We start from the raw sequence: 25,762 nt of genomic DNA on the forward strand, positions 1-25,762 counted from the left end.
GACGCGGGCACCGAGTCTTGTCTGCGTTGAGACGCCCCCTCACCCGCCCCGGCTCCGCTGCGCTAGGCCGGGTCGACCTCTCCCCGCACGCGGGGAGAGGTGAAGTACCTCACTCCATCACGGCCGGATGGTCGTCGGCGCCGGGCTTCGTCGCCATCGCCTGCAGCGCCTTCTTGGACGAGCCGATAATCAGCGCCATTGGCACCGCGCACAGCGTCACCATCATGATCAGTTGATAGTCGAGGCTGAAGGCGATGATCGAGGCCTGCAGCGTCACGATGGCGTCCATCATCGCCTTGCCGGTGTCGGTGGCGAGATTGATCACGCTGGCGACGTTCGGCATCTGCAGCGCGTTGTTGAACGGCGTGACGTGCTCGACCAAGACGGCGTGCGCCATGGTGGTGTTCGAGCTCAGCTTGGCGATGACGATCGAGATACCGACCGAGCTCGCCACGTTGCGCAGCAGCGTCAGCATCGCGGTGCCGTCGGTGCGCAGATGGCCGGGCAGCGTCAGGAACGCCACCGTCGACAGCGGCACGAACACCAGGCCGAGGCCAAAGCCCTGGGCGACGCTGACGATAATGAACTCCGGAACGCCGGTCTGATCGGTCCAGCGCGTAGTGAAATACATCGTCACGGTGAGCAGCGTCATGCCCGACATGATCAGCGTGCGCGCCTCGATAAACCGCATGATCCGCCCGACCAGCATCATCGCCACGAACGTGCCCGAGCCGCGCGTGGCGAGCAGCAAGCCGGCCGTGAGGATCGGATAGCCGATGACGTTCTGCAGATAGGGCGACGACAGCGACATGGTCGAATACAGCACCAACCCCATCACGCACATGAAGATGGCACCGCCGATGAAGTTCTTGTCCTTGAAGATGGCAAATTGGATGAACGGCCGCGGCGTGGTGAAGGAGTGCGCGAAGAAGTAGTAGAAGCCGACCACCGCCACGATCGCCTCGGTGATGATCTCCTTGGATTCGAACCAGTCGAGTTGTTCGCCGCGATCGAGCGCGAGCTGCATCGAGCCGATTCCGACGGCGAGCGCCGCGAAGCCGAACCAGTCGAACTTCATGTCGCTGTTGCGGTCGGTTTCGTCCATGAACAGCATCAGCCCGGCGACGGTGACGATGCCGAACGGCAGATTGACGAAGAACACCCAGTGCCACGAATAGGTCTCGGTCAGCCAGGCGCCGAGCGACGGGCCCATGATCGGGCCGAGCATCACGCCCATGCCCCAGATCGACATCGCCTTGGCGCGCTCGTGCAGCGCGTAGATGTCGAGCATCACGGTCTGCGACAGCGGCACCAGAGCGGCACCGAACACGCCCTGCAGCAGCCGGAACAGCACCATCTGGGTGATGTCCTGGGCGAGGCCGCACATCACCGAGGCGGCGGTGAAGCCGGCCGCGCAGATGATGAAGATGCGCTTGCGGCCGAACCGGCCGGCGATGAAGCCGACCGGCGCCGTCATGATGGCGGCGGCTACGATATAGGAGGTCAGGACCCAGTTGACCTGGTCCTGCGACGCCGACAGCGAGCCCTGCATATAAGGCAGCGCGACGTTGGCGATGGTCGTGTCGAGCGCCTGCATGATCGTCGCCGTCATGGCGCAGATCGTCACCATGGTCCGGCGGAATCCCGGGACCGCAGCCGAAGAGGCAGCGCTCGACATCGCTTACTTCGCCTCGTGGGCGTCGTCGTGCTCCGGCTGCGCCGCCTTGGCCGGGCCGAAGCCGAACAGGCCGGCGAGCGAACGGTGGTGATTGGTATCGATCGAGACGTTGACGCTCATGCCGGCTTTCAGCCTGCGCACCATCGCGTCATTGTTGTCGAACGCGATCCGCAGCGGCACGCGCTGCACCACCTTGACGAAATTGCCGGTGGCGTTCTGCGGCGGCAGCACGGCGAATTGCGCGCCGGTGCCGGGGCTCAGCGACGACACCGTGCCGACGAACTGATGATCCGGGAAGGCATCGACGTCGAGCGTCACCTTCTGGCCGACCGCGACGTAAGTGAAGTCGCTTTCCTTCGGGTTGGCGTCGACCCACGGCGCAGTGGTGTCGATAACGCTGAACACCGGCGTGCCGGCGGCGACGAAGCGGCCGAGCTGGATGTTGTCGACCTGCGTGGCGGTGCCGTTCATCGGCGCCCGCACGGTCGAGAGATTGAGATTGCGCTGCGCGTCGTCGAGCGCCGCCTTGGCCTGCAGATAAGCGGGGAATTTGTCGAGCGGCAGTTCGGGATCGCCGAGCAGCTGGTTCAGCGCCGAGTCGCGCGCCTGCTTGGCCAGCTCGAGCTGCGCCTTGGCGGTGACGAGCGCCGAATTGGCGTTGTCGAGATCGAGCATCGAGCCGGACAGATTCTTCACCAGCGTCGACTTGCGTTCGACGTCGCGCAGCTTGAGCGCGATGCCGGCGTCCAGCAGGTCGATGGTGTCGCCGTAGATCTTATAGTTGGAGCGCAGATTGTTGTACGAGGTCCGGGCATCGGCGAGCTTGGCCTGCGCCTGCGCAACCGCGAGCCGGAACGGCACCGGATCGATCTGGAACAGCTCGTCACCCTGCTTGACGCGCTGGCCTTCCTTGACGGTGACTTCGACGATCTTGCCGGCGACGTCCGGCGTGATCAGCACCTTCTGGGCGCCCACATAGGCGTCGTCGGTGGTGACGTAGCGGCCGCCCGACAGATAGAACGCGATGCCGCCGATCAGCGCCACGATCGGCAGCACCACCAACAGCAGCGGCCGCCGATAGCGGCGCAGTGTGCCGCCGAGGCCGCGCTTCGGCCCCTGCCCGACCGGCACGGCGGCGTCGCCCGACGCCCCCTTCTGCTCGGCGGGGAATTTGAGGACGGGATCAGCCATAGCGCTGTTCCTTTCGGGTCTGGTCCGTCTGACAGGATTGTTGAATGGCGGCGCGAACGTTCTCTTTGACGGTTTCCAGCTGCGTCAGCAGGCGGTGCGCGTCCGACGGGCTGATGCCGGCGAGCGCCGTCGCGGTGATTTCGGAGCGCAGCCCGGCGAGCTTGGCGAGCAGCGGACGGGCGGCCTTGCGCAGATACAGCCGCTTGACGCGGCGGTCGCTGTCGTCGCTGCGGCGCTCCAGCCAGCCGTTGTCGCAGAGTTTGTCGATCAGCCGCGTCAGCGTAATCGGCTGCAGATCCATCTGCTCTGCGAGCTCGGACTGCTTCATGCCCTCGCAGCGCTCGACCTTGGCCAACACCGCCCATTGGGCACGGGTGATGCCGTGGCGTGCCGCCTGGCGGTCCGCGTAGGCACGCAGCACGCGCTGCACCTCCGCCAGCGTGAACAGGAAATGCTGATCGGCGGACCCGCGGGTCATCGGACGTCTCGCTCCCTAAGCTTGCGATAAAGTAAGCTAGCTCATGATTTCGGGCAGTATCATTGTCCGCATGAGGCGTTGTGACGCGCGCATGGCTCGCAACTAGCGCGGCTGCTGCCGCCCGCCAGCGAGACTTGTCGGCGCCGACCGCGTAGACTAACTCTGATTGCAGCCGCGCCGGGGACCGCGGCCTGCTGCAGCGTTGAGGTCCACGGATGACAGCTTTGAAGCCGGCCTTCCCGGCCCCCGGTCACGACCACGACCGGTGCACCACCGAAGGCCTCGAGCACGCCGAGCGGGTCTGCGCCGACCGGTCCCAGAACCTGACTCCGATCCGGCGACACGTGCTGCGCGCGCTGCTGTCGAGCCATCGTCCGCTCGGCGCCTACGAGGTGATCGAGGAACTGGCGCGGGTGATCCCGCGCCCGGCGCCGATCACGGTGTATCGGGCGCTCGACTTCCTGATGCAGAACGGGCTGGTGCACCGGATCGAAAGCCGCAACGCGTTTCTCGCCTGCGGCCGTGAGCATGACGACGCCTCTGCGGTTGCATTCCTGATCTGCGAAAGCTGCGGCTCGGTGGGCGAGATCCCGGCAGCCACTGTGGCGCAGAGCCTGAGCGAGGCGGCACGCCAGACCGGCTTCACGCCGAAGCTCTCGGTGGTGGAGATCACCGGCACCTGCGGGCATTGCCAATCAGACTGACGCGGTCTACCCGTTAAACGATAGGGAGGAGCGCTGCTCGCCTCGCGAGTGCGCCCGAAGCAACACGGCGAAAAGCCGGAGGCGCGATGTCATCCTTGATCGTTGATGTGGTCCGCTCGCCGATGCTGGTCCGATGGCGCAACCGGTAGGCGGGTCGGTCGCCCGGCCGCTGTCCGCGGGTGCGATCGCGTTGATGCTGGTGTGCTGCTTCAGCTGGGGCTTCAACCAGATCGCGGTGAAGCTGGTACTGCCGGAGATCCCGCCATTCCTGCAGGCGGCGATTCGCTCCGTGATCGGCATGGGGGTGCTGCTGATCATCGCCTGGGCGCGCGGCGTGAAGCTGTTCCAGCGCGACGGCACGCTGAAGGCCGGGCTGTTCGCCGGCCTGCTGTTCGGGCTCGAATTCGTCTTGATCTACCGTGGCCTGATGCTGACCACGGCGACCCGCGGCGTCGTTTTCCTCTACACCGCGCCGTTTATCGTGGCGCTCGGCTCCTACCATTTCCTGGGCGAGCGGCTGAGCGCCCTGCAATGGACCGGCCTGGGGCTGAGCTTCGCCGGCGTCGCCCTCGCGATCGGCGTGCCGCAGCCGGATGTCGACGCCAAGGTGTTGCTCGGCGACCTGATGCTGGTCGGCGGCGGCGCGCTGTGGGGCGCCACCACCCTGATCGTCAAGGCCAGCCGGCTGCAGAAAGCGCCAGCCGAGAAGGGGCTGGCCTACCAGATCGCTGTTTCGATCCCGATCCTGTTCGGGGCGGCGCTGCTTTCGGGCGAATCCATCGCCAAAATGCCCAGTCCCGGCGCCCTGACGCTGATGGCCTACCAGTCGGTCTGGGTGGTCGGCCTGACGTTTTTGCTCTGGTTCAGCCTGGTGAAGGTCTATTCGGCCAGCAAATTGTCGGCTTTTTCATTCATTACCCCTTTATTCGGGGTGGTGGCAGGCTATGTCATCATGCACGACCCGCTGACCCCGGCTTTCGGCTTCGCGGCGCTGCTGGTGATTGCCGGTCTGTATCTGGTCAACCGCCCGGCGAGGACCGCTTGATGCCGCCGCCGCAGGGTTCCTGCGCCGATTGATCGATTGCTGAATGTCATCGAAACCTGATATTTGGACGCCATGAACAAGCTCGAAAATCCGCTGCTGAACGACGTCGCCGGCCCCGCGCCGCGGCACAAAACCACTCAGGTCATGGTCGGCGACATCGCCGTCGGCGGCGGCGCGCCGATCGTCGTGCAGTCGATGACCAACACCGACACGGCGGATATCGAGGGCACCATCAAGCAGGTCGCGGCGCTGGCCCGCGCCGGCTCCGAAATGGTCCGGATCACGGTCGACCGCGAGGAGGCTGCCGCCGCCGTCCCGCATATCCGCGACGGCCTGCGCAAGCTCGGCCTGACCACGCCGCTGATCGGCGACTTCCATTACATCGGCCACAAGCTGCTGGCCGAATACCCCGCCTGCGCCGAGGCGCTCGACAAATATCGCATCAACCCGGGCAACGTCGGCTTCAAGGCCAAGCGCGACACCCAGTTCGCCGACATCGTCGAGATCGCCATCAAGAACAACAAGGCGGTCCGGATCGGCGCCAATTGGGGCTCGCTCGACCAGGAGCTGCTGACCCGGCTGATGGACGAGAACGCCGCCAGCGCCAATCCGCGCGACGTCCGCGCCGTCACCCGCGAGGCGATGGTGCAGTCGGCGCTGCTGTCGGCCGCCCGCGCCGAAGAGATCGGCCTGCCGAAGAACAAGATGATCCTGTCCGCAAAGGTCTCGGCGGTGCAGGACCTGATCGCGGTGTATCAGGATCTCGCGGCACGCTCCGACTACGCCATCCATCTCGGCCTCACCGAGGCCGGCATGGGCAGCAAGGGCATCGTCGCCTCCTCGGCGGCGCTCGGCATCCTGCTGCAGCAGGGCATCGGCGACACCATCCGGATTTCGTTGACGCCCGAGCCCGGCGGCGATCGCACCAAGGAGGTGCAGGTCGCGCAGGAATTGCTGCAGACCATGGGCTTCCGCACCTTCGTGCCGCTGGTCGCGGCGTGCCCCGGCTGCGGCCGCACCACTTCGACCACGTTCCAGGAACTGGCGCGCTCGATCCAGGACTTCATCCGCGACGAGATGCCGACCTGGCGCAGCCAGTATCCGGGCGTCGAGAACCTCAACGTCGCGGTGATGGGCTGCATCGTCAACGGCCCCGGCGAGAGCAAGCACGCCAATATCGGCATTTCGCTGCCCGGCACCGGCGAGACCCCGGCCGCGCCGGTGTTCGTCGACGGCGAGAAATTCCGCACCCTGCGCGGCGAGAACATCGCGGCCGACTTCAAGGCGCTGGTGATCGACTACATCGAACAGCGTTATGGCGCGGCTCCCAAGCCGGGCGCTGCCCAGATGGTGCCGGCGGCGGAGTAAGCGCCAACACTTCAGAGTTCGTAAAGCGCGCCGCATGCCGGCGCGCTTTTATTTTGGGGCCGCCTAAGCCGCGCCCCCGCGCCATTCCCGGTTCGCCAGACTGGCCTCCTCCAGATCGAGATCGCGCTCGATCCTGCGCCGCGCCTCGTCGGTGATCTTGCCATCGCGGAGCTGCGCATGGATGAAATTGCGCTCCGCCGCGATCAGCTCGCGCACCAGCGCGCGGGCGTTGGCGGTCGCCGCATAGGCGTCGTCATCGAGCGAGGCCGGCAATTGGCGCGCGCGGATGTCGTGCCGCGCATTCAGCAGCTTCACCACCTCGGCCGATAGTTCGCGGTCGGTGGTCATGGCCCGGAGCGACTTGAGCGCGGCGGCCAGCGCCTCGCGCCGCGCCGCAATCTCGTTTTCATGCTCGACGACGTGCTCGCTCTCGCCGACTTGCGAAATGCCGAGCGCATTGACGACGGCCGGCAGCGTCAGGCCGAGCCCGACCAGCGTGATCAGGATGACGCCGAACGCCACGAACAGGATCAGATCGCGATCCGGAAAGCCGGAGCCGTCCGGCAGCGCGAACGGCAGCGCCAGCGCGGTCGCCAGCGACACCGCCCCGCGCACCCCCGTGAACGCCACCACGAAGGTCGCCCGCCAGGACGGCACGGTTTCACGCTCACGGACGCGCCCGCTCAGCAGATGCGGCAGGTAGGTCGCCGGATAGACCCAGACGAACCGCGCCGCGATGACGATCGCGGCGACCAGCAACGTCGCCACCAGAAGCTCGTCGAACGGAACGCCTTTCGACCGCTCGACGATCGCCCGCACCTCGAAGCCGGTGAGCAGAAACAGCACGCCTTCGATCAGATAGATCACCAGGTCCCAGAAGAAGATGCCCTGCAGCCGGGTGGCGGCGGAGATCATCAAGGGGCCGTTCCACGAGATGTAGAGCCCGCACGCCACCGTGGCGATCACGCCGGAGCCGCCGAGATGCTCCGGGATCCAGTAGGCGATGTACGGCGTCAGCAGCGACAGCGTGATCTCGATCTGTGAATCGCGCGCCCAGCGCCGCAGCCGCAGGCTGAGCCAGCCGATCGCGACGCCGAAGGCGATCTCGCCGGCGAGAATTGCCACGAAGGTGCCGGACGCCTTCGGCAGCGAGAACATTCCGGTCAGGATCGCCGCCAGCGCGAAGCGATACAGGATCAGCGCGGTGGCGTCGTTCGCCAGCCCCTCGCCTTCCAGCACCACGATGATCCGGCGCGGCAGCCCGAGCTTGCGGGCGATCGCCAGCGGGGCCACCACATCCGGCGGCGCCACGATGGCGCCGAGCAGGAAACCGACGCTCCAGTCCAGCCCCAGCAGATAGTGCGTCGCCGCCGCGACCGCGCAGGCCGTGAAGATCACACAGCCGATCGCCAGCAGGCCGATCGCGCGCAGATTGGCGCGAAACTCACGCCAGCTCATCGCGACGCTGGCCGAGTAGATCAGCGGCGGCAACACTACCAGCAGAATGAGCTCGGGCGGCAGTTCGATCCTGGGAATGCCGGGAATGAAGGCCAGCGCGATCCCCGCGACCAGCAACAGGATCGCCGGCGCAACGTTGAACCGGCGCGCCAGCAGCGCAGTGACGGCCAGCACCGCCAGAAGCATCAGAAAGATCTGGAATTTTGCTTCCACGAGACCGCGATGTTGTTGGCGGGTGGCCGTGATGATCTGTCGCCCGGCCACCAAGGCTCGTCAAGTGATACCAGGCGGTGATCGAGGCCGCGAAGCGGACGGACGCGACGATCAGTTCCGCCGATTTAATTCAAGGATAAGTCAGGTCTGCAGCGCCCCGATAACCCCAAATTCACTTTCGGCCGACGGGGATATAACCAGTTATACCTTTGGCAAGGTTCACGGCGCTTTGTTCCTGCATGGGATCGGTGTACTCTATTACTCAGGCGGGAAAATCGCGTTCACGCAAGCGGAGTTCGACGCGTCAGGTGTCGTCGAAGCAGGCGGCTGAACTGGCGCTCTCGGTGTTTGCGACCTCCGATGCCGGCCTCGCGATGATCGCGCCGGACGACCGCGTGCTGATGACCAACCCGGCCTTCGAGCGGCTGTTCGGCGGCGCGCCGCCGAGCGAGCTGCTGGCACGGCTGCAGATCGCGAGCTGGGGCGAAGCGGCTCACCAAGAGCCGGTGCTGACGGTCAATGGCCGCACTCTGCGTATCAAAGTGATGGCGCTGCCGCCGGGCTATTTCGTCAATTGCGAGGACATCACCGATCAGTTCGACCGTTCCGCCCGCGAGGCCAAGCTGGCGCGCACCGACCGTTTGACCGAACTCGGCAACCGCCAGCTGCTACGCGAACGCCTGCAGGCCCTGCTCCACGACTCCGGTCCGGGCCGCGACAGTCATGCCCTGCTGACCATCGATCTCGACCGCTTCAAGGCCGTGAACGACGCGCTGGGTCGCAACATCGGCGACGCTCTGCTTTGTCTGGTGGCCCGGCGAATCCGCGCCACGGTGTCGGACCAGGACGTGATCGCCAGATTGTACGGCGATCAGTTCGGCATCATCCAGTCGAACCGGCCCCAACCGGCCTCCGCGATCGCGCTGGCCCAGCGGCTGCGCGATCTGCTGAGCCGGCCCTACATGCTGGAAGGCCAGTTGATCGAGGTCAGCGCCCGCGTCGGCATCGCACCGCTCACGCAGGGTACGACCGACGCAGACCAGGTGATCAAGAACGCCGATCTGGCGCTCAATCGCGCCAAGCAGGACCGGGCCGCGGACTATTGCATCTTCGAGTCCAGCATGGATCAGACGATGCGGGCGCGCCGCGCGCTGGAAACCGATCTGCGCCGGGCGCTGGCGCTGCGCGAATTCGCGCTGGTGTATCAGCCGCAGTTCGATCTGCAGAGCGGCCGCGTCACCGGTCTCGAGGCGCTGCTGCGCTGGAACTCGCCGACCCGGAGCCCGGTGTCGCCAATGGAGTTCATTCCGCTCGCCGAAGAGACCGGCATGATCAGCCTGATCGGCGAATGGGTCCTACGTACGGCCTGCCGTGATGCCGCCGCCTGGCCCGACGACATCACCGTCGCGGTCAACGTCTCGGCGGTGCAGTTCGCCAATCGCGCGCTGTCGACTACGGTGCTGTCGGCGCTCGCCGACAGCGGGCTCGATCCGCGCCGGCTGGAGCTCGAGATCACCGAAAGCGTGATGCTCGACGCGCGCGGCACGGCGCTCGGCGTGCTGCAGCGGCTACGCGCCACCGGCGTGCGCGTCTCGCTCGACGATTTCGGCACCGGCTATTCGTCGCTCGGCTATCTGCGGAGCTTTCCGTTCGACAAGATCAAGATCGACCAAAGCTTCGTGCGCGGCACCTCGGAAGATCCCGGCAACCGCGCCATCGTGCGGGCGATCGCGTCGCTCGGCCAGAATCTCGGCATGGCGACGGTGGCCGAAGGCGTCGAGACCACCGAGCACATGGAACGGATCAGCACGGCCGGCTGCACCCATGTGCAAGGCTACCTGATCAGCAGGCCGCTGCCGCCTGAGCAGGTCATCGCGTTTCTCGCCGTCAGCAAGACTGCGCCTCCGACCAGCGTCAGCGACCGTTCCAAGGTCGCCTGAATGCCGACCCGGCCGTATCGCTGCATCTATTGGAGCAGGAACCGAGTCGACGGCACAGCCGAACAAGTGGCGCGGGCGCTCGAATCGATTCTGCTCTCGGCCCGGCGCGACAACCGACGGCTCGGAGTCACCGGCGCGCTGGCGTTCAATCGCGGGCTGTTCGCGCAGCTTCTTGAAGGCGAGATCCGCGCTGTGGAGATGGTGTTCGAGAAGATCCAGCGCGACGAGCGGCATGGCGACATTCAGGTGCTGGTCTTCGGACCGGCAACCGAGCGGGCATTTCGCGCCTGGCCGATGGCGTTCCTCGGCCGCACGCCCGAGGAGCATCGCCGCTTCGCCGAAGCCGGCGACGAAGACGCCGCCAGCGCCGACCGGCCCGAGGCGAAACGACTGCTCGACATCGTCCGCACGCTCGCCGTCGAGGACCCGGGCCAGGACCGCTGATCCCGGGCTTACAGCGCGCTGGCGGCGATATTGACCATCAGGGCGACCAGGGCGGTATTGAACACGAACGATGCCACACCATGCGCCGTCGCCGTCCGGCGGATCGTCTTGTCGGTGATGCCGACATCGGACACCTGTGCGGTCATCCCGATCACGAACGAGAAGTACACGAAGTCCCAATAATCGGCATCTTCTTCCTGATCACCGCCCGGAAAGGCCAGACCGCCGGCCCGGCTGCCGCGATAGTATTCGTGCGCGTAATGCAGCGCGAAGGTGGTGTGGACCGCCGCCCAGGACAACGCGATGGTGACGATCGCGAGTACCAGCTCGGCCGAGCCGCGATGGCCGGCGCCGAGTTCGAACACGATCGCCGCGATGCTGGCGAACGCGCCGGTCGCCGTCACCAGCAGGATCAGGAAGCGGCCGTCGTCCTGCAGCACCGCGTTGCGGCGGATGTAGTCGACGCCGCAGCGCGCCATCATGGCGAAAGCCAGCGTCAGATACACCACGATCGAGACGTCCCAGGCGATCAGCGCCTGCGTCACCGGCCGCATCCACGCCGGCAGCAGCAGCGCCGAGACGAGGCCGACCGCGATCGAGATGAACATCCGCGGCCGCGAATATACGACACGGACCGCGCGCGGCAGTTTGCGGAAGCGCAGGAGGCGGCTGTCCTCGGGCGCTTCGCGGCTCATGCGGTCAGTTCTTGCGCTCGGCGACGAACCGCGCGGCGGCGCGCAGCACGTCGCCCTTGGCACCGAACGGCGCCAGCGCCTCGTCGGCCCGCGCGATCAGGTCGCGCACCCGCTGCTTGGCGCCGTCGACACCGAGCTGCGTGACGAAGGTGGTCTTGCCGAGCGCGGCGTCGGCACCGGCCGGCTTGCCGAGCGCCGCGGCATCGCCTTCGACATCGAGCAGATCGTCGGCGATCTGGAATGCCTCGCCAAGCGCGCGGCCGTAATCGTCGAGCGCGCGGTACTGATCGGCCGAAGCCTGGCCCAGAATTGCACCTGCGACGCAGCCGTAGCGCAGCAACGCGCCGGTTTTCATCTGCTGCAACTTTGCCACATCGACCGGCTCGCGGTCGCCGAACCGACCTTCGCCGGCGAGATCGAGCATCTGGCCGCCGACCATGCCGCCGAGCCCGGCGCAACGCGCCAGCACACGGTTGAGATCGAGCCGCACCTTGGCGTCGTGATGCACCTCGTCGCGGGTGATGATGTCGAACGCCAGCGTCAGCAGCGCGTCGCCGGCGAGGATCGCGGTGGCGTCGTCATAAGCCTTGTGCAGCGTCGGTCGGCCGCGGCGCAGATCGGAATTGTCCATCGCCGGCAGATCGTCGTGGATCAGCGAATAGCAATGGATGCATTCCAGCGCCGCGCCGACCAGCAGCGCGCCAGCGCGATCGGCCCCGAACACTGCGGCGCTCTCGACCGCCAGGAACGGACGCAGCCGCTTGCCGCCGCCGAGCGTCGAATAGCGGATCGCCTCCATCAGCCGGCGCGGACGGGCAATCTCGTCCGGCAGCAGGTCGTCGGACAGCAGCCGCCCGAGCAAGGCTTCGGTCTCCTCGGCGGTGGCGTCGAGACGTTTGGCGAAATCGATCGTGGACGTGCCGGTGGCCATTCGAAAGTGCTCCAGATAAAATTCGGCCGGACCATTTCACCATGGCGCCGTCTTCGTCAATTCGGCGCAGGGCGGGGCGGCGCAGCAGGGAGCCGAACCGATGCCGGGCGATGCGACGATTGCTGCCCTTCGGAGTGGACCGGCGCGAGGCTGGACCGGATGAGACGCCTGGTGCGAACCGCATTCCTGGTGCTGCTTCTGCTGCTCGCGGCGCCTTACGTGCTGACGCTGGCCTACAGCACCGGCCATCCGGTCTCGACCCTGATGATCTGGCGCAGCCTGACCGGCGGGCCGGTGACACGCGATTGGATCGACATCGAGCGGATTTCGCCGGCGCTGCCGCGCAGCGTCGCCGCCGCCGAGGACGCAAAATTCTGCATCCATCACGGCATCGACTGGGATTCGGTGCGCGATGTGATCGACGACATGCAGGACGGCGAAGCCGCCCGCGGCGGTTCCACCATCACCCAGCAGGTCGCCAAGAACCTTTTCCTGTGGCCGGGTCGCAGCGTCGTCCGCAAGGCGCTGGAGTTTCCGCTGGCGCTGTGGATCGACTTCGTGCTGTCGAAACAACGCATTCTCGAACTGTATCTGAACATTGCAGAATGGGGCCCGGACGGACAATTCGGCGCCGACGCAGGTGCGGCCTACGCGTTCGGCGGCTCGGCAGCCCGGCTCACGCCGCAGGAGGCGGCGCTGATGGCCGCCATTCTGCCCAATCCGCGGATCCGCAGCGCTAAAAAACCGGGACCGGGCGTCCGCCGACTGGCCGCCACCTATGTGGCGCGAGCCAGGTCGGCCGAATTGCAGGCGTGCTGGCGCGAAAATAGCGGCGTCTGAGGCGATTTAGGCGCCCGGGCGCTCTAGCGTTCCTCCACAGCTTCCGTTATAAGCCCGGCCTTAGCTTTCCGCCTGCGCGCGAGTGCCGGGCCGTCCCGCCGTGGACGACGACATCAATCCCGTCAAGGATCAACGATATGGCCGTTCCGAGAAGAAAAACTTCGCCCTCGCGGCGTGGCATGCGCCGGTCGGCGGACGCGCTGAAGCGCCCGACCTACGCTGAAGACAAGGATTCCGGCGAACTGCGCCGCCCGCATCATCTCGACCTCAAGACCGGGATGTACAAGGGTCGCCAGGTTATCAAGAAGAAGGACGCCTGAGCCTCGCTCAGGCGCGATCGGCGCGGCCTCGCCGCGCCGACCTTGCGGGCTCACCGCGCACATGACTGCGCCGGTGCGGTTCTGGCGATGATACCGCTCAGGCGGACGTGATCGCGAAGCCGCGTTTGCCCGAACGGTGCGACTCTCGGCTGATCGCCGCCGGCGCCCGAATCTGCTCCAACTGTTGCGTTAGAGAAATGCCCTCCGGCCCGCCGGGCGGGTACGCCTCCGGTCATGGTCTTTCCGAACAACAGGCTCTGCGGATGTCGATCATCGGTTTCCCGCTGCTGCTGATCCCGATCGCGATCTGCAACATCGTCATTTTCCTGATGCCCGGCGTCGGCTTCGACGCAGCCCTGTATCAAATTCCGCTGCCGTCCGGAGCAGTCTGGTCGGTGACCGGCGGCGACGTGCTGGTCGCACTCGGCGCGCTGCTGCTGATGTTCGAAGTGATCAAGGCCGGCAAGCCCGGCGGCAAATACGTCACCGACCATCTGCTGTCGCTGCTGGTGCTCGGCGGCACGGTGGCCGAATTCGTGATGCTGCCGCAGTTCGCAAACACCACGGTGTTCCTGCTGGCGACGCTGATGCTCGTGGACGTCATCGCCGGCATCGCGCTGCGCCGTCGTCCGCAGCCGCGGGTCGTCCGCGAAGCTCCGGTGGCTCCGCCGGTGGAAGCCGAGGAGACGGTCCGCAAGGAGCCCTCCCTGACGCCGGCCGCCCCCGCACCATCGCAGCCGGCTGCCCCGGCGACAGCCTCATCGGCGTCGGCCGCCTCGACATCGGCGGCCTCGATTGCGGAAGCGGTTCTGCTCGACCGGCCACAACCCGTCGCCGCGTCGGCCACCACTTCGTCGCCGAGCGTCCAGTCGCCGGCCCTGCAGCCGGCCGGCGAAGCAGCGGGCACTCAGCCCCAGCGCTGAACTATCAGAATTGTCTCAGGACATTCGCCGGGTTCGTCCGGCCGCATAGGCCCGCGCCGACCGGTAGGCCGCCGAAGCCTGATCCGGCTCCGCCCGGAATACGCCGCGGGTCTGCGGATATCCGCCTTCGATAGCCATCAACTGGGCGACGAAGTTCGCCGAGGGCCGCACCGGCCGGTCATTGTAACGCATCCGCGGCTGCGACGGCGTCACGGGGGCCGGGACCGGCTCGATCAGCTCGGCCTCGACGGCGTCAGCCGGCTCGAAGCCGTGGCCCTCATCGTCTTGGTCGATCCGGATGCCTGCCATCGTCTTCAACCTGCACAGCTTCGGGACGCCAGCCTCGCTCGGAGAGAAGCTTCGCAAGGAATATGCCGCATCGCCTAGTATCGTTCCGAGGTCGCGGGCCGATTAGGTTTCCAGATTGTTAACGATCTCGCCCTAGCCTGAACAGTATGCTGCGCCCTATTGTGGGTGGAGAACCAACCGATTCTGTCCCGAAACGAGGCAGCTGTGCCGCCAGCCCGATCAGCCGCCGAGCTGCACGCCGGTTTGGCCGGACCCGATCCGGCTGCGATCCTGTCGGCGCTCGGGCATGCGGCCTTCTCGTGGGATCTGGCAAGCGACGCGCTGGTCTGGAGCGAACGCGCCGCCGAGCTGTTTCATGACGTCCCTCAGGAAACCCTGGCGACCGGAGCCGGCTTCGCCACGCTGCTCGAGCCGTCACGTGCGATCCGGACGGACGCGCTGCTGACCACCTCGGCCGCGGCAGGCGCCAATTGCGTGCCGTACCGAATCGAATACGGCGTGCGGGCGACGACATCGGCGCCCATCACCTGGATCGAGGAGAGCGGCTGCTGGTATCCGGGATCCGACGGCCGCCCGGCCCGGGTCGAGGGCATCGTTCGTGTCAATAACGAGCGCCACGCCCGCGACGAGCAGCTTCTCAAACTCTCGCAGTACGATCCGCTGACCGGTGAGCTCAACCGCACCCATCTGGTGGCGGCGCTCGCCGAGGCGATCGAGGAAGCCTCGCGCTTCCGTAGCGGACTGAGCTTCCTGCTGATCGGCCTCGATCATCTGGCGCGGATCAACGATTCGTTCGGCTTCGACGTCGCCGATCAGGTGATCTGCACCATCGCGCAGCGGATCCGCGCGCGGCTCCGGGCCGGCGATCAGCTCGGCCGCTTCTCCGGCAACAAATTCGGCCTGATCCTGAAGAACTGCACGGCCGACGACGCCCAGATCGCGGCCGAGCGCTTCCTGGCCGCGGTGCGCGACGAGATCGTGCCGACGCGATCGGGCCCGGTGTCGATCACGGCGTCGATCGGCGCGGTGGCGTCGCCACGCCACGCCCGCACCGCAGATGAAGCGATCAATCGCGCCCAGGAGGCGCTTTCGGCCGCCAAGCATCGCCGCTGCGGCACGCTGTCGATGTGGCGACCGAACGTCGAGCGCGACGCCCAGCGCCGCGTCAACATTCGGGTCACCGACGAGATCGTCACCGCACTCAACGAGCGGCGGATCGTGCTGGCCTATGAGCCGGTGGTCGACGCCGCATCGCGCGCGCCGGGCTTTCACGAATGTCTGGTCCGCATGGTGCAGGACGACGGCCAGGTGCTGCTCGCGCCCGACATCGTCCCGGTCGCCGAGCGGCTCGGGCTGATCCGCCTGGTCGATCACCGCGTGCTCGAACTGGTGGTGGCCGAACTCGCCGCCGCGCCGCAGACGACGCTCAGCCTCAACATCTCGCCGGACACCACGATGGATGCCGACTGGTGGGCCGGGATCGAGTCGCTGATGCTGGCGCATCCCGGCGTCGCCGAGCGGCTAATCGTCGAGATCACCGAAACGGTGGCAATCCAGGACCTCAACGAGGTGCGCGGCTTCGTCACCAGGCTGAAGAAGTTCGGCGCCAGGATCGCGATCGACGATTTCGGTGCCGGCTACACCTCGTTCCGAAACCTGCGCAACCTCGGCGTCGATATCGTCAAGATCGACGGCGCTTTCGTGCAGAACATCGCCCGCTCGGCGGACGACCGTGCGTTCGTGCAGACGCTGATCGATCTGGCGCGGCGGCTCGGCATCAAGACCGTGGCCGAATGGGTGCAGGACGAGGAATCCGCACTGCTGCTGCGCGACTGGGGCTGCGACTACATCCAGGGCCGGCTGATCGGCCTCGCCTCCCAGCATCGTCCCTGGCACAGGCCGGCCGCGACGGAGGCCGCCGCGGTCGGTGGACGCGCGGCGCAATGACCCCGCCTGCCGGTCGCCCTCTCAAATAACCAGATCAGACGAGTGATCACTGATCGCGTGATCACTCGTCTCCAAACGACAGCCGACTTGTAGCTGACGCCGGCTTGCAGCGTAGCGAACTACGCCTCGTCCTTCTTCGGGTGCTCGATCGACATCCGGTCGAGCCGCTCCTGCATGTCCTTCATCTGCCGGCGCAGGTCGTCGATATTGTCCGCCTCGCGCGCGGGTTCGGCGGGAGCTGCCTCGGCCTCAACCTCGTGGCTCGGCTTGCGCGGCACGAACATCGAGAACGTCTGCTGAAACAGCTCCATGTTGCGGCGGACGGTTTCCTCGAGCGGCGCGAACGGGGTCATGCTCAAGGTCGAGCTCATCTGCTTGCGGAATTTCTCCTGCTCGCGGGTCAACGAATCGATCGACTGCTCGAGATATTTCGGTACCACCATCTGCATGCTGTCGCCGTAGAAGCGGATCAGCTGGCGCAGGAAGGTGGTCGGCAGCAGGTTCTGCCCTGCCTTGTTCTCTTGCTCGAAGATGATCTGGGCCAGCACCGAACGCGTGATGTCGTCGCCGGTCTTGGCGTCGTAGACGAGGAAGTCTTCGCCGTCTTTCACCATCGACGCGAGGTCTTCGAGGGTGACGTAGGTACTGGTGCCGGTGTTGTAGAGCCGCCGGTTCGCGTATTTTTTGATTGTCGTTGGTTGGTCTGATTTCGCCATGGCACCCACACGCATGGAGGAAAGGAACCCGCCGCTCCCTGACGACGGGGCAGAGACGCAATGCAATAAAGTAAGCACTTCCAATGCGGTTCGGCTACCGTTTTGTGCGTCGGCGGTTAATCGGCAGGCAGACATTGCCTTGAACGGTGCCGGCGGAGTGACTTTATAAGCAGGAAGGCCGCCTCCGCGATTGACACGCCGGGGCGGCATTCTCAGGATGGCCGCCGACGCTGGCCGTCCCAATCGGCACCCGCCGTCCAATCAATTCGTTCAAACAACCCGAGCCCCAGGAGATGTCCATGTCGGACGATGTCGTCATCGTCAGCGCTGCACGCACCGCTGTCGGAAGCTTCAACGGCGCCTTCGCCAATACGCCGGCGCACGATCTCGGCGCCGCCGCCATCAAGGCGGCGCTCGAGCGCGCCGGCATCGAGCCGGGCCGCGTCTCCGAAGTGATCATGGGCCAGATCCTCACCGCCGCGCAGGGCCAGAATCCCGCCCGCCAGGCGTCGATCGCGGCCGGCATCCCGGTTGAAAGCCCGGCCTGGGGTGTCAATCAGTTGTGCGGCTCCGGCCTGCGCACCGTCGCGCTCGGCTACCAGGCGCTGATGAACGGCGACTCGGAAGTGGTGGTCGCCGGCGGCCAGGAATCGATGAGCATGGCGCCGCATGCCCAGTATCTGCGCGGTGGCGTGAAGATGGGCGGCGTCGAGTTCATCGACACCATGATCAAGGACGGTCTATGGGACGCCTTCAACGGCTACCACATGGGCAACACCGCCGAGAACGTCGCGCGGCAGTATCAGATCACCCGTCAGCAGCAGGACGAATTCGCCGTCTCGTCGCAGCAGAAGGCCGAGGCCGCGCAGAAGGCCGGCAAGTTCAAGGACGAGATCGTGCCGGTGACGATCAAGACCCGCAAGGGCGACATCGTCGTCGACACCGATGAATATCCGCGTCACGGCGCCACCATCGAGGCGATGACCAAGCTGAAGCCGGCGTTCGAGAAGGACGGCACCGTGACCGCCGCGAACGCGTCGGGCATCAACGACGGCGCCGCTGCGGTCGTGCTGATGAAGGCGAGCCAGGCCGCGAAGGAAGGCAAGACGCCGCTGGCCCGCATCGTGTCGTGGGCGCATGCCGGCGTCGATCCGAAGATCATGGGCACCGGCCCGATCCCCGCCTCGCGCGCCGCGCTGAAGAAGGCCGGCTGGTCGATCGGCGATCTCGATCTGATCGAAGCCAACGAAGCCTTCGCCGCACAGGCCTGCGCGGTGAACAAGGACCTCGGCTGGGACGTGTCGAAGGTCAACGTCAATGGCGGCGCGATCGCGATCGGTCATCCGGTCGGCGCATCCGGTGCGCGCGTACTGGTGACGCTGCTGCACGAGATGCAGAAGCGCGATTCGAAGAAGGGACTCGCGACGCTGTGCATCGGCGGCGGTATGGGAATCGCGATGTGCCTCGCGCGCGATTGAGGCAATGTCACGCCGCTGATGCGGCATGATGTTGCAACAGACGTAACAAGGTGCGGTGCATCAACGAATGTTCAAACGCCCGGCAGATTGCCGGGCGTTTTTGCTTGATGTTCGTCGACGGGCGGATTTTAGTCGGGACGACACAATCGAATTCTAGAAAAGAAAGAGCATTGCGGGAGGGATTTTGAAATGGCGCGTGTAGCGTTGGTGACTGGGGGGACGCGCGGAATCGGTGCAGCAATCAGCAAGGCGTTGAAGGCCGCAGGACATGCGGTGGCGGCGACTTATGCAGGCAATGATTCGGCGGCAGAACGATTCAAAGATGAGACGGGTATCCCGGTATATAAGTGGGATGTAAGTTCATTCGACGCGTGCGCGGCGGGCGTGAAACAGGTCGAGGCCGATCTCGGTGCCATCGACATTCTCGTCAACAACGCCGGCATCACGCGCGATACGGCGTTCCACAAAATGACGCTCGAGCAGTGGAACGCGGTGATCAACACCAATCTCGGTTCGCTGTTCAACATGACCCGGCAGGTGATCGAAGGCATGCGCGCGCGCAAGTTCGGCCGCATCGTCAACATCTCGTCGATCAATGGCCAGAAGGGACAGTTCGGTCAGGTCAACTACTCGGCCGCGAAGGCCGGCGACATCGGTTTCACCAAAGCGCTCGCGCTGGAGAATGCGCGCGGCGGCATCACGGTGAATGCCATCTGCCCGGGCTACATCAATACCGAGATGGTGCAGGCGGTACCGAAGGATGTGCTGGAGAAGGCGATCCTCCCGCTGATCCCGTGCAACCGCCTCGGCGAGGCCGACGAGATCGCCCGCGCCGTCGTGTTCCTGGCGGGCGAGGACGCCGGCTTCATCACCGGCTCGACGCTGACCATCAATGGCGGCCAGTACATGACGTGAGGCCGAGCGCTTCGCTTGGTTTCGGGGGGCGGACCGTCTGACGGTCCGCCCCCCCGTTTCAACACCGACAAACGAATCGACGATGACGCCGCGGACCGCAACGCTGATCGGGCTTTCCGCCATCCTGATGTGGTCGCTGCTCGCGGTGCTGACGGTGGGGACCGGCACGATTCCGCCGTTCCAGCTTGCCGCAATGACATTCGCGATCGGCGCCATCGCGGCCGCGACCGGATGGATCGTGCGGCCCGGTGCGATCCAGGCGCTGCGGCAGCCGGCGCTGGTCTGGGCGGTCGGTGTCGGCGGATTGTTCGGCTATCACGCGCTGTATTTTCTCGCGCTGCGTCTTGCGCCGCCGGCCGAGGCGGGCCTGCTGAACTATCTGTGGCCGCTGCTGATCGTGTTGTTCTCAGCGGCCCTGCCGGGCGAACGGCTGAAGCTGCATCACCTCGCCGGAGCGCTGCTGGGTTTAGCCGGGACAGCGCTGCTGTTGCTTGGCAACGGCGCGGCCCTGGAGCGCGCACATTGGCCGGGACTTGCCGCCGCCTTTGTGGCGGCATTCGTGTGGGCGACCTATTCGGTGCTGTCGCGCCGGCTCAAGGCGGTGCCGACCGATGCGGTCGCGGGCTTCTGCCTGGCGACCGCGCTGCTCGCGGCGCTCGTGCACGGCGCGATCGAAGCCACGGTGTGGCCGCAGAGCCCGTCGCAATGGCTGGCGATCGTCGCGCTCGGGATCGGCCCGGTCGGCGCGGCATTCTATGCCTGGGATATCGGCATGAAGCGCGGCGACATCCGCGTGCTCGGCGCGGCGTCCTATGCGACGCCGCTGCTGTCGACCGGTTTCCTGATTCTCGCGGGCTATGCGCGGCCGACTGCGACGCTGGGGGTGGCGGCGCTGCTGATCGCCGGCGGCGGACTGCTCGCCGCCAAGGACATGCTGGGCGCAGCGCGGCCGGAACGGGCCGAATGAATCGACACGGCGCGCGGGCTTCTACTGCTCGAGCACCATCTGCCCATTCGCATATTCGAAGCGTTTGAGCTTCGACAGAAACGACAGCCCGAGCAGATTTTCCGACAGCGCTGCGTCCGGCAGCACCAGCGCATCGACGTCGCGCACCATCAGTCCGCCGACCTCGAGCAGCGCCAGCCGGGTTCGGGCGGCTTTGACGGTGCCGTTCGCCGTGATCACCGTCGCGGTGTAGTCGGAACGGCGCGGCCGCAATCCGAACTGCGCCGCCGACGTCTCGTTGAGTGCGACCACGGACGCGCCGGTATCGACCATGAATCCGAGCCGCTGCCCGTCGATCCGGCCCTCGGTCTGGAAATGGCCGCGCGCATCGCGCGGAATCGCAACGCTGCGGATCGCGGCGTTGGGCGACAGGCCGATGGTCGCCTTTGCGGCCACGCTGGCATGTGCCGGCGCCGGCATCATGCGGTCGGCCATCTCGGCCATTGCGGTACCGAGAATCGCCAGCACCGCCGCGATCATCAAGATGTTACGCATAACGCATACCCACACCAGTCACAGGCCGCGCGGGATTGGATCACGCGCGCACGGCAGCTGCGACTGCTCCGGCCGCCGCCAGCAGCTATTTTGCCCAAAAGGGTGAGCGAAGACTTAATGGCGGGTGCGCAGCCCGGCCCCGTCGCGCAGTTCTGGCACGGCCGCAGGCAGCCGCAGGGGTCACGTCCCTCTCGGCTTGGCGCGACGGGTCGGCGGCGCGCTCGCCGGGTCTTCCGGCCAGGGATGGCGCGGATAGCGGCCACGCAAATCGGCCCGCACGCCCGCATAGGAGCCGCGCCAAAATCCCGGCAGGTCGCGGGTGACCTGCACCGGGCGATGCGCCGGCGACAGCAGCTCCAGCACCAGCGGCACCGCGCCGCCGGCCACCGACGGATGCGTCGTCAGTCCGAACAGCTCCTGCAGCCGTACCGCGATGGTCGGTCCCTGCTCGGCCTCGTAGTCGATCGGCAGATGGCTGCCGGTCGGCGCCTCGAAATGCGTCGGCGCTTCGCGGTCGAGCCGCGTGCGCAGATCCCATGGCAAGAGGTTCATCACCGCATCCGACAGATCGGAGGCGGTGACGTCTTTCAGTCCCGTCTTGTCGAACAGCGCCGGCACCAGCCACGCCTCGCACTGCGCCACGAGGCCGTCGTCCGACAGATCCGGCCACAGATCGCCTTCGGCCTTGCGCAGGAACATCACCCGGCCGCGCCATTGCTGCAGCGCCTTCGACCATGGCAGCCGATCGAGCCCGGCTGCGACAAGACCCTCGGCCAGTACACGGGCGGTTTCTTCCGACGGCTTCAGCGCAATCGGCGCTTCGGACAGCGTGATCGCGTGGAGTCCGCGTCGCCGCCGCGCCCGCAGCGCCATCGCGGCGCGATCGAAGCTGACCTCGTCGGCATCGCTGATCTGATCGCCGAAATGCCGCTCGATCTCGGCGAGCGTGATCGGCGCCGCCAGCAGAATCCGCCCCTGCGCCGCGGTGCCGGTGAGTTCGCCGACCGCCAGATACGGCGCCCGCGCCAGCGACGACGTCTGCTCGACCGCCGCGCCGCGGCCATTGGCCAGCACAAACGAGCCATTGCCACGGTTCTTGGCGATGCGGTCGGGGAACGCGAAAGCGAGGAGCACGCCGGTGCTTAACTCCCCTCCCCCTTGCGGGGAGGGAGCCTGCCCCGGACTTGATCCGGGGTCGGGGGTGGGGGTCCCCAAGGAAGGCCTCGCTTGTGGCCACCCCCCACCCCGACCCTCCCCCGCAAGGGGGGAGGGAGAAGAGGGCGCCGCACCGCGCTGCGAGGGTGAGGGCGAATTATCTGCTCTCGTCGAAGCCGCCTGCCTCGCCCACCGCTCCGCCATCTGCCGGGCGCTGCTCGCGCGTTGCGAGCGGTCGCGGCGGAAATTGTCGCGGCGGGCGTCGAGGTCGGCGCTGTCGCCGCCGAGACCGCGTTCGGTCAGGATCGCGGCGATTTCGGCGGCCTCTTCGGCATGATCGAAGCGCGCCGCATCGACGATCATCCGCGCCAGCCGCGGCGGCAGCGCCATCGCCCGCAGCGCGCGGCCCTCGTCGGTGATGCGGCCGTCGGGATCGAGCGCGCCGAGCTCGCGCAGCAGCTCGCGCGCTTCCTTCAGCGCCGGCGCGGGCGGCGGATCGAGGAACGCCAGCGACGCCGGATCGGCGACGCCCCATTGCGCCAGATCGAGCAGCAGCGACGACAGATCGGCGCTGAGAATCTCCGGTTGGGTATAGGCCGGCAGCGACGCGGTCTGCGGTTCGTCCCAAAGCCGGTAGCAGACGCCCGGCTCGATACGGCCGGCGCGGCCGCGGCGCTGATCGACCGCGGCGCGCGAGGCCCGCACCGTCTCCAGCCGGGTCAGCCCCAGATCCGGCTCGTAACGCGGCACCCGCGCCAGCCCGCAATCGACCACGATGCGCACGCCCTCGATGGTCAGCGAGGTCTCGGCAATCGAGGTCGCCAGCACCACCTTGCGCTGCCCCTTCGGCGCCGGCTGGATGGCACGATCCTGCACGGCGGCATCGAGCGCGCCGAACAGCGGCACGATCTCCACGCCCGCGTCCTGCACCCGCTCGCGCAGCATCGTCTCGGTGCGGCGGATCTCGGCGGCGCCGGGCAGGAAAGCCAGCACCGAGCCGGCGTCGCTACGCAAGGCCGATGCGATCGCCTCGGCCATCTGCCGCTCCAGCGGCGCGTCGCTGCGGCGGCCGAGATAGCGGGTGTCGACCGGGAACGCCCGGCCGAGGCTTTCAACCACCGGCGCCTCGCCGAGCAGCTTTGCCACGCGCGCGCCGTCGATCGTCGCCGACATCACCAGGATGCGCAGGTCTTCGCGCAGCCCCTGCTGCGCGTCGCGGGCCAGCGCGAGGCCGAGATCGGCATCGAGCGAGCGCTCGTGAAACTCGTCGAACAGCACGGCGCCGACGCCGCTCAGTTCCGGATCGTCGAGGATCTGCCGGGTGAAGATGCCCTCGGTGACGACCTCGATGCGGGTCGCGCGCGACACTTTCGAGCCGAAGCGAACGCGATAGCCGACCGTTTCGCCGGCCTTCTCGTTCAGTGTCCGGGCCATCCGCTCCGCGGAGGCGCGGGCGGCGATGCGGCGCGGCTCCAGCACGATGATCTTCTGGCCCCGCAGCCAGGGCGCGTCGAGCAGCGCCAGCGGCACCCGCGTGGTCTTGCCGGCGCCCGGCGGCGCGACCAGCACGGCGGTGCTGCTCGCGTCGAGCGCGGATGTCAGATCGCCGAGGGCGTCGTCGATCGGAAGCGGCGTGTCGAAAGTTCGAGGCAAGGGCGGCTCGCGGCGGTGAAGGCGGCGATGGTTAACAGACTCGATCCGGCGCCGCAAAACCACCCGCCGCGAAGGTTGTGACGACCTCGGCATATTCCTTGATCGGCGCAACACTAACGCAACCGATACCGTCGATGATGCCGTCGGGCCGCACCAAGCAGGAACAATGATGACCGACACCGGCACACACGTCCCGATCCGGATGCATGGCGACCGCGTCGACTGGGTCGACTACGCCAAGGGGATCTGCATCATCATGGTGGTGATGATGCATTCGGTGCTGGGTGTGGAGGCCGCCGCCGGCCAGACCAGTTTCATGCACTACGTGGTCGAGTTCGCCAAGCCGTTCCGGATGCCGGACTTCTTCCTGATCTCCGGCCTGTTCCTGGCGGTGGTGATCGATCGCGACTGGCGGACCTATCTGGACCGCAAGGTGGTGCACTTCGCTTACTTCTACGTGCTGTGGGTGACGATCCAGTTCGCCGTCAAGGCGCCCTCCTTCGCGGCCGAGATGGGCTGGGCCGGTGTCGCCAAGCTGTATGCGCTGTCGTTCATCGATCCGTTCGGCACGCTGTGGTTCATCTATCTGCTGCCGATCTTCTTCGTCGTCACCAAGGCGACGCGCAGCCTGCCGCCGTTGCTGATCTGGGGCATCGCGGCGTTGCTGGAGTCGTTGCATCTGCAGACCGGCTGGATGGTGCCGGACGAATTCTGCGCGCGGTTCTTCTATTTCTACACCGGCTATCTGTTCGCCCGGCACGTCTTCGCGTTCTCCGACGCGGCCCGCGCGCGGCCGGCGCTGGCCCTCGCGGGGCTCGCGACCTGGGCGGTGGTGAACGCCGCGCTGGTGCATGTCGGGTTGAGCGAATGGCCGCTGCTCTCGCTGGCGCTCGGCCTCGCCGGCGCCGGCGCGATCATCACGGTCGGCACGCTGCTGGCGGAGAAGCGCTGGCTCGACGGCCTGCGGTTCTGCGGCGAGCACTCGATCGTGATCTATCTGGCGTTCTTCCTGCCGATGGCGATCAGCCGGTCGCTGCTGCTGAAGTTCGGCGGCTTCCTCGATCTCGGCGTGATCGCCATTCTGGTCAACATCGCCGGCGTGGTCGGCGCGCTGCTGATCTGGTGGCTGGCGCTGAAGAGCGGCGCCCGTTTCCTGTTCGAGCGCCCCGACGCCTTCTGGATCGCGCCGAGGAAGAAGGCCGCGCGCTTGCAGCCGGCCGAGTAACCAGAACGCCCTCACTAAGCACTAAGCCGCACGCCTAGGCAATGCCGCCAGGAGCGTAGCAGCGGCGGAGCGCCGAAGCCGTCGCCGGTCGGACTGTGGCCGCAGGCGATGTCAGCACCACCGGCTCGGCGCGTGCCCGGCGTCCGCCAGCGTAGGCTCGCAGGCGAGCGCGTGCGACATCCGCCAGAACATATGCGCCAGGCGGGTGAAGGCGATCCGGTCGCGTTTGGCAGCTTCGTCGCTCGGCGGCAGCGTGAAGGTCTCGATGCCGATGATATGGTCGAACGCGGGGTGTCGGCCGATCGCCTGCGCGATCACCGAGACGCAGGGCGCATCGTCGGCGGCCTCGGCCGCCGTCCGCGGCGGCAGGCCGGGATGTTGCAGCGGCGCCGCATAGAACTGGTAGGCGCCGTGGCCGAGCTGTTCCACGACGTGTTCGGCGAGCGGCAGCGTATCGCCGAAGCAGACCAGCCGTGAATGCTGCAACACCTCGGGTTCGAGCAGATCGAGGTCCTCGGCAGACACGTCGGTCCAGATCGACAGGCCAGGATTGTGTTCGCGCAGCAGCAGCGAGAGCGCGTGCTGATAGTCCGCGCGGCCGGCAAACAGGATGATGGTCTTGAGCATCGGGCGGG

The 25,762-nt window shown here is 66.8% G+C and carries 24 protein-coding genes; 13 read left to right on the plus strand and 11 right to left on the minus strand.

What is annotated here, in order from left to right; translation table 11 throughout:
- Nucleotides 1-109: 109 nt before the first annotated feature.
- The 3 genes from IP86_RS08980 to IP86_RS08990 are packed head-to-tail and all read right to left on the minus strand — an operon-like array spanning nucleotide 110 to nucleotide 3,347.
- On the minus strand, nucleotides 110-1,678 hold the full coding sequence (locus tag IP86_RS08980; RefSeq protein WP_054162181.1) for a DHA2 family efflux MFS transporter permease subunit: 1,569 nt from the start codon (nucleotides 1,676-1,678) through the stop codon (nucleotides 110-112).
- 3 nt (nucleotides 1,679-1,681) lie between these two features.
- The gene (locus IP86_RS08985) at nucleotides 1,682-2,869 is read right to left on the minus strand and encodes an HlyD family secretion protein (RefSeq protein ID WP_054162182.1); all 1,188 of its coding nucleotides are present in this window, start codon (nucleotides 2,867-2,869) and stop codon (nucleotides 1,682-1,684) included.
- On the minus strand, nucleotides 2,862-3,347 hold the full coding sequence (locus tag IP86_RS08990; RefSeq protein WP_054162183.1) for a MarR family winged helix-turn-helix transcriptional regulator: 486 nt from the start codon (nucleotides 3,345-3,347) through the stop codon (nucleotides 2,862-2,864). The genes IP86_RS08985 and IP86_RS08990 overlap by 8 nt, the downstream gene beginning before the upstream one ends.
- 215 nt (nucleotides 3,348-3,562) lie before the next feature.
- Here IP86_RS08990 and IP86_RS08995 point away from each other — a divergent pair, with 215 nt between their 5' ends.
- From IP86_RS08995 to ispG, 3 genes are all read left to right on the plus strand, one after another.
- A complete protein-coding gene (locus IP86_RS08995) occupies nucleotides 3,563-4,051 on the plus strand; it encodes a Fur family transcriptional regulator (RefSeq protein ID WP_054162184.1) in 489 nt (162 codons plus the stop codon).
- A 133-nt stretch (nucleotides 4,052-4,184) separates the two neighbouring features.
- The gene (locus IP86_RS09000; RefSeq protein ID WP_054162185.1) at nucleotides 4,185-5,096 is read left to right on the plus strand and encodes a DMT family transporter; all 912 of its coding nucleotides are present in this window, start codon (nucleotides 4,185-4,187) and stop codon (nucleotides 5,094-5,096) included.
- A 72-nt stretch (nucleotides 5,097-5,168) separates the two neighbouring features.
- A complete protein-coding gene (gene ispG, locus IP86_RS09005; protein WP_054162186.1) occupies nucleotides 5,169-6,464 on the plus strand; it encodes a flavodoxin-dependent (E)-4-hydroxy-3-methylbut-2-enyl-diphosphate synthase in 1,296 nt (431 codons plus the stop codon).
- A 63-nt stretch (nucleotides 6,465-6,527) separates the two neighbouring features.
- On the opposite strand, the gene IP86_RS09010 is transcribed toward ispG, so the two are convergent.
- Nucleotides 6,528-8,108 carry a Na+/H+ antiporter gene (locus IP86_RS09010; RefSeq protein ID WP_082363899.1) on the minus strand — a complete coding sequence of 527 codons (1,581 nt, stop codon included), beginning with the start codon at nucleotides 8,106-8,108 and terminating at the stop codon, nucleotides 6,528-6,530.
- Between the two features lie 335 nt (nucleotides 8,109-8,443).
- Here IP86_RS09010 and IP86_RS09015 point away from each other — a divergent pair, with 335 nt between their 5' ends.
- Together IP86_RS09015 and IP86_RS09020 are read left to right on the plus strand one after the other, a co-directional pair.
- Nucleotides 8,444-10,075 carry a putative bifunctional diguanylate cyclase/phosphodiesterase gene (locus IP86_RS09015; RefSeq protein ID WP_349509525.1) on the plus strand — a complete coding sequence of 544 codons (1,632 nt, stop codon included), beginning with the start codon at nucleotides 8,444-8,446 and terminating at the stop codon, nucleotides 10,073-10,075.
- A complete protein-coding gene (locus tag IP86_RS09020) occupies nucleotides 10,076-10,519 on the plus strand; it encodes a BLUF domain-containing protein (protein WP_054162188.1) in 444 nt (147 codons plus the stop codon).
- An 8-nt stretch (nucleotides 10,520-10,527) separates the two neighbouring features.
- On the opposite strand, the gene IP86_RS09025 is transcribed toward IP86_RS09020, so the two are convergent.
- Nucleotides 10,528-11,214: a DUF1345 domain-containing protein gene (locus IP86_RS09025; RefSeq protein WP_054162189.1), complete on the minus strand. Its 687-nt coding sequence runs from the start codon at nucleotides 11,212-11,214 to the stop codon at nucleotides 10,528-10,530.
- 4 nt (nucleotides 11,215-11,218) lie between these two features.
- The gene (locus IP86_RS09030; RefSeq protein WP_054162190.1) at nucleotides 11,219-12,145 is read right to left on the minus strand and encodes a polyprenyl synthetase family protein; all 927 of its coding nucleotides are present in this window, start codon (nucleotides 12,143-12,145) and stop codon (nucleotides 11,219-11,221) included.
- A gap of 159 nt (nucleotides 12,146-12,304) precedes the next feature.
- Between IP86_RS09030 and mtgA the strand changes: the two genes are divergently transcribed.
- From mtgA to IP86_RS09045, 3 genes are all read left to right on the plus strand, one after another.
- A complete protein-coding gene (mtgA, locus tag IP86_RS09035) occupies nucleotides 12,305-12,985 on the plus strand; it encodes a monofunctional biosynthetic peptidoglycan transglycosylase (protein ID WP_054162191.1) in 681 nt (226 codons plus the stop codon).
- A gap of 137 nt (nucleotides 12,986-13,122) precedes the next feature.
- Nucleotides 13,123-13,305 carry a 50S ribosomal protein L32 gene (rpmF, locus tag IP86_RS09040; protein ID WP_011439415.1) on the plus strand — a complete coding sequence of 61 codons (183 nt, stop codon included), beginning with the start codon at nucleotides 13,123-13,125 and terminating at the stop codon, nucleotides 13,303-13,305.
- A 263-nt stretch (nucleotides 13,306-13,568) separates the two neighbouring features.
- Nucleotides 13,569-14,228 (plus strand): hypothetical protein, encoded by a 660-nt coding sequence (locus IP86_RS09045; RefSeq protein WP_054162192.1) that lies wholly within the window; start codon nucleotides 13,569-13,571, stop codon nucleotides 14,226-14,228.
- A 15-nt stretch (nucleotides 14,229-14,243) separates the two neighbouring features.
- Here the strand turns inward: IP86_RS09045 and IP86_RS09050 are convergent, their stop codons facing one another.
- Complete coding sequence (locus IP86_RS09050) at nucleotides 14,244-14,537, minus strand: hypothetical protein (protein WP_054162212.1); 294 nt, start codon at nucleotides 14,535-14,537, stop codon at nucleotides 14,244-14,246.
- A 204-nt stretch (nucleotides 14,538-14,741) separates the two neighbouring features.
- Here IP86_RS09050 and IP86_RS09055 point away from each other — a divergent pair, with 204 nt between their 5' ends.
- Complete coding sequence (locus IP86_RS09055) at nucleotides 14,742-16,484, plus strand: putative bifunctional diguanylate cyclase/phosphodiesterase (protein ID WP_054162193.1); 1,743 nt, start codon at nucleotides 14,742-14,744, stop codon at nucleotides 16,482-16,484.
- A gap of 119 nt (nucleotides 16,485-16,603) precedes the next feature.
- Here IP86_RS09055 and phaR read toward each other — a convergent pair whose 3' ends face one another.
- Nucleotides 16,604-17,200 carry a polyhydroxyalkanoate synthesis repressor PhaR gene (gene phaR, locus IP86_RS09060; protein WP_197279713.1) on the minus strand — a complete coding sequence of 199 codons (597 nt, stop codon included), beginning with the start codon at nucleotides 17,198-17,200 and terminating at the stop codon, nucleotides 16,604-16,606.
- A gap of 299 nt (nucleotides 17,201-17,499) precedes the next feature.
- Here phaR and IP86_RS09065 point away from each other — a divergent pair, with 299 nt between their 5' ends.
- From IP86_RS09065 to yddG, 3 genes are all read left to right on the plus strand, one after another.
- Nucleotides 17,500-18,678 (plus strand): acetyl-CoA C-acetyltransferase, encoded by a 1,179-nt coding sequence (locus IP86_RS09065; protein ID WP_054162213.1) that lies wholly within the window; start codon nucleotides 17,500-17,502, stop codon nucleotides 18,676-18,678.
- A gap of 189 nt (nucleotides 18,679-18,867) precedes the next feature.
- A complete protein-coding gene (gene phbB, locus IP86_RS09070) occupies nucleotides 18,868-19,593 on the plus strand; it encodes an acetoacetyl-CoA reductase (RefSeq protein WP_054162195.1) in 726 nt (241 codons plus the stop codon).
- An 82-nt stretch (nucleotides 19,594-19,675) separates the two neighbouring features.
- Complete coding sequence (gene yddG / locus IP86_RS09075; protein ID WP_054162196.1) at nucleotides 19,676-20,560, plus strand: aromatic amino acid exporter YddG; 885 nt, start codon at nucleotides 19,676-19,678, stop codon at nucleotides 20,558-20,560.
- Between the two features lie 21 nt (nucleotides 20,561-20,581).
- Here the strand turns inward: yddG and IP86_RS09080 are convergent, their stop codons facing one another.
- Together IP86_RS09080 and hrpB are read right to left on the minus strand one after the other, a co-directional pair.
- Nucleotides 20,582-21,094: a TIGR02281 family clan AA aspartic protease gene (locus tag IP86_RS09080; RefSeq protein ID WP_054162197.1), complete on the minus strand. Its 513-nt coding sequence runs from the start codon at nucleotides 21,092-21,094 to the stop codon at nucleotides 20,582-20,584.
- A 180-nt stretch (nucleotides 21,095-21,274) separates the two neighbouring features.
- On the minus strand, nucleotides 21,275-23,902 hold the full coding sequence (gene hrpB / locus IP86_RS09085; RefSeq protein ID WP_054162198.1) for an ATP-dependent helicase HrpB: 2,628 nt from the start codon (nucleotides 23,900-23,902) through the stop codon (nucleotides 21,275-21,277).
- A gap of 169 nt (nucleotides 23,903-24,071) precedes the next feature.
- Here hrpB and IP86_RS09090 point away from each other — a divergent pair, with 169 nt between their 5' ends.
- Nucleotides 24,072-25,127: an acyltransferase family protein gene (locus tag IP86_RS09090; RefSeq protein ID WP_054162214.1), complete on the plus strand. Its 1,056-nt coding sequence runs from the start codon at nucleotides 24,072-24,074 to the stop codon at nucleotides 25,125-25,127.
- Between the two features lie 111 nt (nucleotides 25,128-25,238).
- On the opposite strand, the gene IP86_RS09095 is transcribed toward IP86_RS09090, so the two are convergent.
- Nucleotides 25,239-25,754 (minus strand): hypothetical protein, encoded by a 516-nt coding sequence (locus tag IP86_RS09095; protein WP_054162199.1) that lies wholly within the window; start codon nucleotides 25,752-25,754, stop codon nucleotides 25,239-25,241.
- Nucleotides 25,755-25,762 lie beyond the last annotated feature (8 nt).

It is taken from the genome of Rhodopseudomonas sp. AAP120, assembly GCF_001295845.1.
Taxonomy (GTDB): Bacteria; Pseudomonadota; Alphaproteobacteria; order Rhizobiales; family Xanthobacteraceae; genus Rhodopseudomonas.